The sequence below is a fragment of the Sphingomonas pokkalii genome, assembly GCF_003096275.1.
Classification (GTDB): Bacteria; Pseudomonadota; Alphaproteobacteria; order Sphingomonadales; family Sphingomonadaceae; genus Sphingomonas; species Sphingomonas pokkalii.
Genome location: NZ_QENQ01000001.1, coordinates 3112122 through 3123073, shown reverse-complemented (window position 1 = coordinate 3123073; position 10952 = coordinate 3112122). Strand labels below are relative to the sequence as shown.

Annotated in this window: 11 protein-coding genes; 3 read left to right on the top strand and 8 right to left on the bottom strand. The window is 68.0% G+C overall.

Annotated elements, in window-relative coordinates; all coding sequences use genetic code 11:
* Nucleotides 1-6 precede the first annotated feature (6 nt).
* Together DD559_RS14360 and DD559_RS14355 are read right to left on the bottom strand one after the other, a co-directional pair.
* Nucleotides 7-789: a DeoR/GlpR family DNA-binding transcription regulator gene (locus DD559_RS14360; protein ID WP_116469790.1), complete on the bottom strand. Its 783-nt coding sequence runs from the start codon at nt 787-789 to the stop codon at nt 7-9.
* On the bottom strand, nt 789-2315 hold the full coding sequence (locus tag DD559_RS14355) for a glycerol-3-phosphate dehydrogenase (protein WP_116469789.1): 1527 nt from the start codon (nt 2313-2315) through the stop codon (nt 789-791). The genes DD559_RS14360 and DD559_RS14355 overlap by 1 nt, the downstream gene beginning before the upstream one ends.
* Nucleotides 2316-2395: 80 nt before the next feature.
* Here DD559_RS14355 and glpK point away from each other — a divergent pair, with 80 nt between their 5' ends.
* Nucleotides 2396-3913, top strand: a complete 1518-nt coding sequence (glpK, locus tag DD559_RS14350; protein WP_240610268.1) for a glycerol kinase GlpK — start codon at nt 2396-2398, stop codon at nt 3911-3913.
* 13 nt (nt 3914-3926) lie between these two features.
* Here the strand turns inward: glpK and DD559_RS14345 are convergent, their stop codons facing one another.
* On the bottom strand, nt 3927-4625 hold the full coding sequence (locus DD559_RS14345) for a pirin family protein (RefSeq protein WP_116469787.1): 699 nt from the start codon (nt 4623-4625) through the stop codon (nt 3927-3929).
* 118 nt (nt 4626-4743) lie between these two features.
* Between DD559_RS14345 and DD559_RS14340 the strand changes: the two genes are divergently transcribed.
* On the top strand, nt 4744-5673 hold the full coding sequence (locus DD559_RS14340; RefSeq protein ID WP_116469786.1) for a LysR family transcriptional regulator: 930 nt from the start codon (nt 4744-4746) through the stop codon (nt 5671-5673).
* 23 nt (nt 5674-5696) lie between these two features.
* Here DD559_RS14340 and DD559_RS14335 read toward each other — a convergent pair whose 3' ends face one another.
* The 3 genes from DD559_RS14335 to DD559_RS14325 are packed head-to-tail and all read right to left on the bottom strand — an operon-like array spanning nt 5697 to nt 6903.
* On the bottom strand, nt 5697-6179 hold the full coding sequence (locus tag DD559_RS14335; protein ID WP_116469785.1) for an OsmC family protein: 483 nt from the start codon (nt 6177-6179) through the stop codon (nt 5697-5699).
* Entirely contained in the window at nt 6176-6574 is a 399-nt protein-coding gene (locus DD559_RS14330) for an OsmC family protein (protein WP_116469784.1), read from the bottom strand. Before DD559_RS14330 ends, DD559_RS14335 begins: the two co-directional genes overlap by 4 nt.
* A 14-nt stretch (nt 6575-6588) precedes the next feature.
* Nucleotides 6589-6903, bottom strand: coding sequence for a hypothetical protein (locus tag DD559_RS14325; RefSeq protein WP_116469783.1), 315 nt, complete (start codon nt 6901-6903; stop codon nt 6589-6591).
* Between the two features lie 211 nt (nt 6904-7114).
* On the opposite strand from DD559_RS14325, the gene DD559_RS14320 reads away from it, so the two are divergent.
* The gene (locus DD559_RS14320) at nt 7115-7423 is read left to right on the top strand and encodes a UBP-type zinc finger domain-containing protein (RefSeq protein ID WP_116469782.1); all 309 of its coding nucleotides are present in this window, start codon (nt 7115-7117) and stop codon (nt 7421-7423) included.
* A 7-nt stretch (nt 7424-7430) separates the two neighbouring features.
* Here the strand turns inward: DD559_RS14320 and DD559_RS14315 are convergent, their stop codons facing one another.
* Nucleotides 7431-8117 carry a response regulator transcription factor gene (locus DD559_RS14315; protein WP_116469781.1) on the bottom strand — a complete coding sequence of 229 codons (687 nt, stop codon included), beginning with the start codon at nt 8115-8117 and terminating at the stop codon, nt 7431-7433.
* The gene (locus tag DD559_RS14310; protein WP_116469780.1) at nt 8114-10771 is read right to left on the bottom strand and encodes a DUF4118 domain-containing protein; all 2658 of its coding nucleotides are present in this window, start codon (nt 10769-10771) and stop codon (nt 8114-8116) included. Before DD559_RS14310 ends, DD559_RS14315 begins: the two co-directional genes overlap by 4 nt.
* Between the last annotated feature and the right edge of the window lie 181 nt (nt 10772-10952).

Below are 10952 nucleotides of genomic sequence, written 5' to 3'. Positions count from 1 at the left end.
TACCAATCAACTGTTCGTTTCCAGCACCTGTACATTCCCCCGTTCGCACGCGGCGCGAATGCCAGGATGCGCGAGATGGTCGGTGACGAGGTGATCCACGGCCGCGATCTCGGCGATCCGCACCGGCGCCGGCCGCCCGAACTTGCTCTGGTCGGCGGCCAGAATCACGGTGCGCGCCTGTTCGATGATCGTCTGCGAAACGCGCACCTCGTCCACGTCGAAATCGAGCAGCGTGCCCTCGGCATCGATTGCGGATGCGCCGATCAGCGCAAAATCGACTTTGAAGCCGCGCAGGAAATCCATTGCCAGCGCGCCGACCACGGCACGGTCGCTGGAACGCACCTTCCCCCCGGCAACGATCACTTCGATCGTCGGCACCCCGCCCAGGATATCCGCCACGTTCAGATTGTTCGTCACGACGAGGAGATTGCGGTGATGGACCAACGCCCGCGCGATGGCTTCCGTTGTCGTGCCGATATTGATGAACAGGCTGGCGCCGTCGGGCACCAACGCCGCGGCCGCTGTGCCGATCGCCGCCTTGGCGCTCGTTGCTACCTGGCGGCGCGCCTCGCGATCGAGATTGTCGACGCCCGACGTGACGATCGCACCGCCATGCACGCGCGAGAGCATCGCCCGCTTGGCCAGCACGTTCAGATCGCGCCGGATGGTCTGGGGCGTCACATCGAGTTCGCCGGCCAGTGCCTCCACGGTGACGCTGCCCGCCCGACGCGCAAGCGCCAGGATACGCGCGTGGCGCTGGGCGACGATGTCCGGCAGCTCTTCCACCATCAGGCGCTGCGCCGAAGGCCGGGCGCCACATCGCGGGCGAGGTAATCGGCAAGCCGTTCCATGGTGCCCGACGGCACGTGCAGGCCCAGCTTGCTGCGGCGGAACAGAATATCCTCAGCCGTCTCCGCCCATTCGCGGTCACGCAGATAGCTGACTTCCCGTTCCGTCAGGCCGCCGCCGAAATCCTCGCCCAGGTCGGCCATGCGCGTCGCATCGCCCAGCAACGCCGCCACGCGGGTGCCATAGGCACGGGCAAGCCGCCGGAGCAGCGCCGCCGGCAATCCCGGCCGCGCTGCCTGCAAGGCGGACAGGAACGCTTCGAAGTCGCCATCCGCGATGTCGCCGCCGGGCAACGCCGCACCTGCCGTCCACGCGGCACTCGCCGGCAGGTACGGGGCAAGTTCCGCCAGGGCATGTTCCGCCAGCTTGCGATAGGTGGTTATCTTGCCGCCGAAGATGCTCAGCATCGGCGCCTGGCCCTCGCCGCCGTCCAGGTCGAGCACATAGTCGCGCGTCACCGCGGAGGCATTGCCCTTCTTGTCATCGTAGAGCGGGCGGATGCCGGCATAGCTCCACACGATATCGGCCGCGCCGGGGGCGTGCGCAAAGTAGCGCGCCGCAGTATCGAGCAGGTAGCGCGTTTCTTCTTCGCTGATCTGCGCACGGCCCGGCGCGCCTTCCCAAACCGCGTCGGTGGTGCCGATCAGCGTGAAGGCGCCTTCATAGGGAACGGTGAACACGATCCGCCGATCAGGGTTCTGCAGCATGAAGGCATGATCGCCTTCATAGAGCCGCGGCACGACCAGATGGCTGCCCTTGACCAGCCGTAGTCCCCGATCGGCGACAACGTCGGGCACGCGGCCCAGCACCTCGGCCACCCATGGCCCGGCCGCATTGACCAGTACCCGCGCCCGGACGCTGTGGCTGCCCCTATGGTCGGCCACCGTCGCGCACCATTCCGTGCCCTCCCGCCGCGCATCGATCAGCCGCGTCCGCGTGCGGATGTCCGCCCCCCGCTCCGCCGCGTCGATGGCGTTGAGCACGACCAGCCGGCTGTCCTCGACCCAGCAGTCCGAATAGACGAAGGCCTTGCCCCGCGATGCCTTCAAACCGTTCCCGAAAGGCGTGCGGGCAAGATCGATCGTGTCCGTGCCCGGAAGCTTTTTCCGGCCGCCCAGATGATCGTAGAGAAACAGGCCAAGCCGCACCATCCAGGCCGGACGCGGCGACTGGGTCTGCGGCAGCACGAAGCGCAGCGGCCAGATGATGTGCGGCGCCATGCCCCATAGCCGCTCGCGCTCGATCAGCGCCTCGCGCACCAGGCGGAACTCGCCATATTCCAGATAGCGCAGGCCGCCATGGATCAGCTTGGTCGACGCGGAGGAGGTGTGGCTGGCCAGATCCTCCTGTTCCACCAGCAGCACGGAAAGGCCACGGCCCGCCGCATCGCGGGCGATGCCCGCACCATTGATGCCGCCGCCCACCACCAACAGGTCATACGGATCGCGGCGTTGCGTTTCAGCCATGCTTCGTTCCAGTCAATTCTTCATACTTCTATAGCAGGATCGCCGCGGAAACGAAAGCGTTGACGCGCGAACGAAAATGAATGAGCCTTCAAACGAACATGGAGGGGAAGAAGGTGAAGCAGGGCCACATCCTGGCGATCGATCAGGGCACGACATCGACGCGCAGCGTCGTTTTCGATTCGCGGGGGCGCCGGATCGTCACGGCCCAGGTCGAATTCGCACAGCATTACCCTGCACAGGGCTGGGTGGAGCATGATCCCGAGGATATCTGGCGCGACACGCTGGCCACCGCGCGGGAAGCCATCGAAAAGAGCGGCATCGACGTCGCCAGCATCGCCGCGATCGGCATCACCAACCAGCGCGAAACGACGATCCTGTGGGATCGCGCGACCGGCGCTCCGATCTACCCCGCCATCGTGTGGCAGGATCGCCGCACGGCCGATCGATGCCAGCAACTGAAGGCAGAGGGCGCCGAATCGATGGTGCGCGCCCGAACCGGGCTGCTCGTCGACCCCTATTTCTCGGCGACGAAGATCAGCTGGATCCTCGACCATGTCGACGGCGCCCGCGCCCGCGCCGAACGCGGCGAGCTGGCCTTCGGCACCGTCGACAGTTTCCTTCTCTGGCGCCTGACCGGCGGCGCGGTCCATGCCACCGATGTCACCAACGCCGCCCGCACCTGCTTGTGGGACATCCATCGCGGCGCCTGGGACGAGGATCTCTGCCGTCTGTTCGGCGTGCCCGCGGCGGTGCTGCCGTCGGTGGAAGATAACGCGCATCGCTTCGGCACCACCGATCCCGCGCTGTTCGGCGCCGAAATTCCGATCGCCGGCATGGCCGGCGACCAGCAGGCCGCGCTGTTCGGGCAATGCTGCTTCGCGCCGGGCATGGTGAAATCCACTTATGGTACGGGCTGCTTCATGCTGATGCACACCGGGGAAGAGGCGGTCGCCTCCACCCACCGGCTGCTCACCACGCCCGCCTATCGGATCAACGGCCGCACCTGCTATGCGCTGGAAGGATCGATCTTCATCGCCGGCGCGGCGGTGAAGTGGCTGCGCGACGGCATTGGCGTCATCACCCATGCCCGGCAGACCAACGACATGGCGACGCGCGTGCCGGATAGCCACGGCGTCTACATGGTACCCGCCTTTGTCGGGCTTGGTGCGCCGCATTGGGATCCGGATGCACGCGGGGCGATCTTCGGGCTCACGCTCGGCGCCACCCAGGCCCATCTCGCCCGCGCCGCGCTCGAAGCCGTCGCCTACCAGAGCTACGATCTGCTGGAGGCGATGGTGCAGGACGGCGGCGGCCAGCCGGCCACGCTGCGGGTGGATGGCGGCATGGCCGCAAACGACTGGCTTTGCCGCTTCCTGGCGGACATCCTGCAGGTTTCGGTCGAGCGGCCGGACGATCTGGAAACCACCGCGCGGGGTGCTGCCTTCCTCGCCGGCCTCGCGGTGGGCCTGTGGCCGGGGCTGGACGCGCTGTCCGATATCTGGACCCGCCATGCCTGTTTCGAACCAGGCATGGCGGCAGACCATCGCGCGACGCTGCTCGCCGGCTGGCACGACGCCCTGGAGCGGACGTTACGCTAGCGGCGGTCGGCGCTCAGGCCGCGTCGACCATCACGATCTCGCTGTCCTCGATCGCGGTGATCCGCAGGACATCGACATCCTTGATCGCCGCCCCGTCGCGGGCATGCACCTGCACGCCATCGATCTCGACCGCGCCGATCGCAGGCACCAGATAGGCGCGGCGATCACTGCCCAGCGCATATTCGGCCGTCTCGCCGGCCCGCAACGTCGCGCCCAGCACCCGCGCATCGGTCCGGATCGGCAGCGCATCGCCATCGCCTTCGAAGCCGCTCGCGAGCACCACGAACTGGCCGGCGCGATCGGTCTTCGGGAAGGGCCGCGTGCCCCAGCTCGGCTTCTCGCCGCTGCGGGTCGGCTGGATCCAGATCTGGAAGATGCGGGTCGTCTCGTCTTCGCGGTTATATTCGGAATGGGCGATCCCGGTCCCCGCCGACATCACCTGCACGTCCCCGGCCACGGTGCGGCCGTGATTGCCCAGATTGTCCTGGTGGGTGATCGCGCCGTCGCGGACATAGGTGATGATCTCCATGTCGCGATGCGGATGGGGCGGAAAGCCGGTCTGCGGCGCGATGGTGTCATCGTTCCACACGCGCAGATTGCCCCAGCTGGTCCGCGCCGGATCATAATAATTGGCGAAAGAGAAATGGTGCTTGGCATCCAGCCAGCCGTGATTGGCACCGCCAAGGCTGGAAAAGGGGCGAAGTTCGATCATCCTGGGTCTCCCGGTGGCGGCGGCGCCACCCGGCGCCGCTGCGATGACCGGGATATAGTCGGGCTCGACTTCTCCGAAGAGTGGGATAATTTGCGCGGAAACGTTCTAGGAAATTGAAATGTCGAATCCCGGCACCCCCACGTTCGACCAGCTCCGCATCTTCCTCGCCGTGGTCGATTCCGGCAGCTTCGCGGGCGCCGGGCGCACGCTGAATCGCGCGGTTTCGGTGATAAGCTATGGCATCGCCAACCTGGAAGCGCAGCTGGGCGTGCTGCTGTTCGATCGCGAAGGCACCAAGAAGCCCCGCCTCACCACCGCCGGCGAAGCGGTGCTGGCGGAGGCACGGGCCGTCGCGCAGGGAATCGACGGCCTGCGCGCCAAGGTGAAAGGCCTGCTCGACGGCCTGGAGGCGGAGGTGCACCTGGCGGTGGACGTGATGCTGCCCACCCGCCGCCTGGGCGAGGTGCTGCGCGCCTTCCGGGCGGCATTCCCCACCGTGACGCTGCGCCTGCATGTCGAAGCGCTGGGCGCGGTGACGGGGCTGGTGCTGGATGGCCAGGCGGTGCTGGGCGTGTCCGGCCCGCTGGCGATCGGCATGGAAGGCATCGAGCGCGAGGCAGCCGGTTCGGTGGCGATGGTGCCCGTCGCAGCGCCCGATCATCCCCTGGCCCGGCTGGACCCGATCCCGCCCGGTGCAGGACGCGATCACGTCCAGCTCGTGCTGTCCGATCGCTCGCCGATCACCGCCGGGCGCGACTTCGCCGTCATAAGCCCGCGCACCTGGCGACTGGCCGATCTGGGCGCCAAACACGCCTTGTTGCGGGAAGGGATCGGGTGGGGGAACATGCCACAGCCGTTGATCGAACCCGATCTCGTCGCGGGAACGCTGGTGCGACTGGCAATGCCGGATAGCCCCGGCGGCATGTATCGCTTCAGCACGATCTGGCGCCGCGACACGCCTCCCGGCCCGGCCGCCACCTGGCTGCGCGCCCGCTTCGTCGAGGCCGGACGCGGCGATGGCGACGTGGAAGGCCTGGGCGAAGTCTAGCGCGCCGGCGGCAGCGGCGCCGCTCACCCCTCGCGGATCGCGTGCTCCAGGTCCTCGGCATGCGCGCTCGCCGGCTCGGAAGGGGCCGCCGCCGCCGCGAGTTCGGTTTCAACCCGTGCCCCACCGGTCAGGGTACGGTGCACCGGGCAGCGATCGGCGATCTCCAGCAGCCGGGCGCGCTGCGCCGCGTCCAGATCGCCATCGATCTCGATACGCCGGGTGAACAGGTCCGCCGGGACGATCCCGGCCTGCCGCTGATGCCCGGCCAAGGTGCGGATTCCCGTCACCGGCCAGCCCTTTTGCAGCGCATAGACCCGAAGCGTCATCGTCGTGCACGCCGCCAGCGCGGAGGCGAGCAGCTGATAGGGCGTCGGCCCCGATCCCATGCCCCCGACCGACACCGGCTCGTCGAGCAGCAGCGCGGTACCGGCCACCTGCACCGCGACCTGGAACTTGCCCGCGCCGGTGTCCCGCGCGACCGCGTCGAGCGCCAGCGGCCCGCTCATGCCGCCTGCTCCGCCGCGAGCTGGGTATCGATCGCGATGCCCTGTTTGAGCGTCAGCGTCACCGGCGTGCGCTCGGCGATTTCGGCAAGCCGCGCCTGTCCCGCCGCATCCGGCCCGGTGATGGAAAGGATACGCCGGATCCGGGGGCCCTCCGTCCCCGATACCAGCCGCAGATCGACATCCAGCGCCTCGATCCGCCACCCCTTGCGATCGGCATACATCCGCAACGTCATCGCCGTGCAGGCCCCCAGCGCCGCGAGCAGCAGATCATAAGGGGCAGGGCCGGCATCGCTGCCGCCGCGCGACTCGGGCTCGTCCGCAAGCAGCGGATGGCGGCCGGCCTCGATCCGGGTTTCCAGAAGATCGGGGCCGATATGGGCAAGGGCATGGGCCATGGGGTTCGCCTCCTTCAGATTGCCAGCAGCGCGATCGCGTCGATCTGCGCGGCATTGAAGCCTTGATCGGCCAGCGCGGGCACAAGTTCCGCCGCCGGCTGCCGCTGTCGCCGCGTCTTGCAGACGAACTGGCGGATCGCCTCCAGCCGGGGATCGGCCAGCGGCGTCGCCCGCCGCGATCCGAACAGCAGATCCAGCGCACGCCCGATCTTCGAACGCGGCGTGCCGGGGCTGGCAGCGGCACAGCCGCAGCCTGCGGCATCCTGCAACGCGACGGATACCGCCGCCCATTCGGTGCTGCTGAGTTGGGGAATGCCTTGGCTGCGCATCGAAACCTCCTGTTTGCGCCCTGTTGCTAGCAAGCTCCGGCCCTTCGGATCAGCAGGATAAAATAGGGCGTTTCGTTCGAAAAACTGGAACAGTCGCGTGGCTGGAGCGCCTACGCCTTGTACGGCAGGCCGATCGCGCAGGCACCCCAAACGAGCGTACAGGCGAACACCCGGCAGCCTTGGACTAGAATGACGATCGAAGGAGATCGTGATGGCACGCTGCGCCCATATGAATGCCGAAACCGTCCGGGACGTGACGCCGAGCGCACGCGGGTGCGAGGAATGCCTGAAGATCGGCAGCTGGTGGGTCCATCTGCGCCTGTGCCGCAGCTGCGGCCATGTCGGTTGCTGCGATCAGTCGCCCAACCGCCACGCCACCGCCCATTTTCACGCGACCGGCCACCCGATCATGGAAGGCTATGATCCGCCCGAGGGCTGGGGCTGGTGCTATGCCGATGCGATCGAGGTCGACCTGCCCGATCAGACTCCCCAGGACGGGCCGATCCCCCGCTTCCTGTGATCCGCCGTCAGCCCGTGGTGATCAGGCGATAGCCGACTCCCGGCTCGTTGCGGATCAACGACTGCGTCGAATCGGCATCCAGCTTCCGCCGCACGCTGCGCGCTGCGACCCGCAGATATTCGACGTCGTTCTCATGGCCCGCGCCCCAGACGTTGCGCAGCAGCTGGCTGTGCGTCACCACCCGGCCGGGGTGCTTGGCCAGTTCCACCAGGAAGGCGAACTCCTTGGGGGTCAGGTGCACTTCCTCCCCCGCCTTGAGGATCCGGCGGCCGGCGATATCGATCTCGACGTCGCCGATCCGCAACTGCGGCGTCGTCACTTCGGCGGACAGGCGGTGGCGAAGCGCGGTGCGTATGCGGGCCAGCACCTCTTCGGTATCGAACGGCTTGGTAACATAGTCGTCGGCGCCAAGATCCAGCGCCGTCACCTTCTGATCCGTCCCGTCGCGTGCGGAAATCACGAGCACGGCCACCCCCGCCCCTTTGAGCAGCGGCACCAGTTCCAGCCCGTCGCGATCCGGCAGGCCCAGATCGAGCAACACCGCTTCCGGCTTGTCGATCTGCAGCGCCGTCAACGCCTCGCGCGCCGTGCCCGCTTCCACCACGCGATGCCCCGCCCGCGTCAGGCTGGTGACCAGCAGGCGGCGGATCGCGGGTTCGTCATCCACCACCAGCAGCTTTGCAGACGGCGTCATTCGAGCGGCGCTCCCTTGATCAGATGGGCTTCATCGAAATGGATCGCAAAACAGGCACCCGGCGCATCGACGCGATTGGCGGCATCCACCCGCAGCCCCATCGCTTCGACAAAGCCCTTGACGATGGCGAGGCCAAGCCCGGTTCCGCCCTTGCGATCCGATCCTTCGATCCGGGCAAAGGTTTCGAACACGCGACGCTCCTCTCCCGGCGGAAGCCCCGGACCTTCATCAAGGATGCGCAGCACCAGGCTATAGCGTTCCCGCTGCGCGGAGATGGTGATCGGGGTCGCCGCCTCGCTATATTTGGCAGCGTTTTCCAGCAGGTTGATAAGGCAATGGTGGAACAGCCGGGGATCGACCCGCACGAACGGGAGATCGGGCGGCACGTCGAGAATGATCGCGCGGCCTTCCAGGGTGCGGCGAAGATCATGGACCGCCGAACCGATCGCATCCGTTAGGTCCACCGGCTCGTTCGACTGATGCAGCGCACCGGCCTCGATCCGCACCATATCCAACAGATTGGCGACGAACCGGTTCAGCCGCTCGGCCTCGGCACGGGCGGCATCGATCTGGCCCGCCTGTTCCTCGGAGGCGGCGCGCATCTCGCCCAAGGTGCCCAGCACGGTCGTCAGCGGGGTGCGCAGGTCATGGCTGATCGACGATAGCAGCGTCTGGCGCAGCCGGTCGCGCTCGCGCAGTTGCGCCACGCTCGCCATCTGCGCCTCCAGCAGGATGCGCTCCAGCGCCAGGCCGGCCTGATCGAGCAGGCTCAGCAGCATCGGCAGCTGATCGGATCGAACCGGCACCGCCGCATCGCTGCGCGCGACACCGAACACGCCCAACACCCGCCCGCCTGCCGCCAGCGGCTGGAACAGCCATTCGGAAGCCGTGAGCGTATCCGAGCCGCGGCCCGCCGCCTGGTTGTTCTCGAACGCCCAGCGCGCCGCCGCCTGCTCGATCGCGTCCAGCCGATCCTCGGGCGGGAATGCCGCGCGCAGCGCCAGGCCGGCCGGCTCGGGAAGCAGCAGCACGGTATGCACCCCCAGCAGCCTGCCCACCTCGGCGCAGAGCAGCTGCCCCAGTTCCTCCGGCTTGCGGGTGCCGGTCAACAGCCGCGCGAAACCGGCGAGTGCGCCGTTCTGTGCCGCGCTCCGCTGTGCCAGAACGGCCTGTTCGCGCACCTGCGCCGCCAGCTTGCTCGCCACGATCGCCACCGCCAGCAGCACCAGAACGGTGATGATGTTCTGCGGATCCTGGATCGTGAAGGTGCCGGTCGGCGGGATGAAGAAGAAATTATAGGCCAGCGACGAGATGAGCCCGGTGACGATCCCCGTGCGCAGGCCATAGCGAGTAGCCGCAACCAGCACCGGCACCAGGAACAACAGGCCGACATTGGTGATGCTGCCGGCCGTGAAGACGCCGGCGCATACCAGCGTGATGAGCGCCACCAGCCCGAGCGAGACGAGATAGCCCTCCAGCCGTCCCCAGGCCCCGGCCCTGCGACGCCGCTCGGCCGGGGGCTTGCCGACCTGCATCGGCAGCACATGCACCGACACGCCCGGCGTATCGCGCACCAGGCGATCGACCACCGATCCGTGCCGCAGCTCGAACCAGCGGGAGCGTGCCGATTTGCCGACGATCAGCTGTGTCGCGCGGGCATCGACGGTGAACCGCTTCAACCCCTCCACCACGTTCGTCGCCGGCAGCGTCGCGACCTGCGCACCCAGTTGTGTCGCCAGATGCAGCGTTTCGGCCACCCGCGCCTTCTCGGCGTCGCCCAGCAGGGCGGTGCGCGGCGTTTCGATATGGACGGCGGTCCAGGGGGCGTGCAGCGCATCGGAGATCCGCTTGGCGGCGCGGACCAGCTCGGCCGATCCCGGCAGCTCGCTCACCGCCACCACCAGCCGTTCGCCGGCCGCCCAGGTACCGGCCAGCGCGTGCGCCCGCAGATGTTCCAGCATCTGCGCGTCGACCGCCTGCGCCGCGCGGCGCAGCGCGAGTTCGCGCAGCGCGGAGAGGTTCGACTTGGAGAAGAAATGGACCAGCGCGCGCGAGGCTTCCTCGGGCACATAGACCTTGCCGTCCTTCAGCCGCTCGATCAGCTCCTCGGGGGGGATATCGACCACTTCGATATCCGCATTCTCGATCACGCGATCGGGCAGCGTCTCGCGGACGCGGACCTTGGTGAACGACGCGACGACATCGTTCAGGCTTTCGAGATGCTGGACGTTGACCGTGGAATAGACGTCGATGCCGGCCGCCAGCAGTTCCTCGACATCCTGATAGCGCTTGGGATGGCGCGCGCCGGGCACGTTGCTGTGCGCCAGTTCATCCACCAGCACCAGCTGCGGCCGCCGTTCCAGCACCGCATCCAGGTCCATCTCCTCCAGCGTCCGGCCCTGATAGTCGATGCGCGACCGCGGGACGATCTCGAAGCCGCGCAGCTTGGCCTGGGTTTCCGCCCGGCCATGCGTCTCCACCACGCCGATCACCACGTCGACGCCCGCCTGCTGCCGGGCCGCGCCGTCGCTCAGCATCTCATAGGTCTTGCCGACGCCCGGCGCGGCGCCCAGGAACACCTTCAGGCGGCCACGCCCCTCTTGCGCGGCGGCGCGCAGCAGGGCTTCGGGATCGGGTCTGGTTCGCTCGCTCACCGGGCGGCTTGTGCCCCCGGCGGGCGATGCTGTCGAGAGCGGCGTGGGGGCGGGTGGCGCGCGCGAAGGTGCGGCCCGCCCCGTTGCGGCGCGCTTAGAGACCGTTTGGGAATTCGGCGGCGGAGGGCTGGCGAGGGATTTTTTGTCGCGCGCAAGAAGCCAACCGCAGGCGATGCCGGAA

Excerpts from the sequence above, each read along its gene's own strand:
- DD559_RS14360 (WP_116469790.1), bottom strand. The coding sequence starts at position 789 with ATGGTGGAAGAGCTGCCGGACATCGTCGCCCAGCGCCACGCGCGTATC.
- DD559_RS14355 (WP_116469789.1), bottom strand. The coding sequence starts at position 2,315 with ATGGCTGAAACGCAACGCCGCGATCCGTATGACCTGTTGGTGGTGGGC.
- glpK (WP_240610268.1), top strand. The coding sequence starts at position 2,396 with ATGAGCCTTCAAACGAACATGGAGGGGAAGAAGGTGAAGCAGGGCCAC.
- DD559_RS14345 (WP_116469787.1), bottom strand. The coding sequence starts at position 4,625 with ATGATCGAACTTCGCCCCTTTTCCAGCCTTGGCGGTGCCAATCACGGC.
- DD559_RS14340 (WP_116469786.1), top strand. The coding sequence starts at position 4,744 with ATGTCGAATCCCGGCACCCCCACGTTCGACCAGCTCCGCATCTTCCTC.
- DD559_RS14335 (WP_116469785.1), bottom strand. The coding sequence starts at position 6,179 with ATGAGCGGGCCGCTGGCGCTCGACGCGGTCGCGCGGGACACCGGCGCG.
- DD559_RS14330 (WP_116469784.1), bottom strand. The coding sequence starts at position 6,574 with ATGGCCCATGCCCTTGCCCATATCGGCCCCGATCTTCTGGAAACCCGG.
- DD559_RS14325 (WP_116469783.1), bottom strand. The coding sequence starts at position 6,903 with ATGCGCAGCCAAGGCATTCCCCAACTCAGCAGCACCGAATGGGCGGCG.
- DD559_RS14320 (WP_116469782.1), top strand. The coding sequence starts at position 7,115 with ATGGCACGCTGCGCCCATATGAATGCCGAAACCGTCCGGGACGTGACG.
- DD559_RS14315 (WP_116469781.1), bottom strand. The coding sequence starts at position 8,117 with ATGACGCCGTCTGCAAAGCTGCTGGTGGTGGATGACGAACCCGCGATC.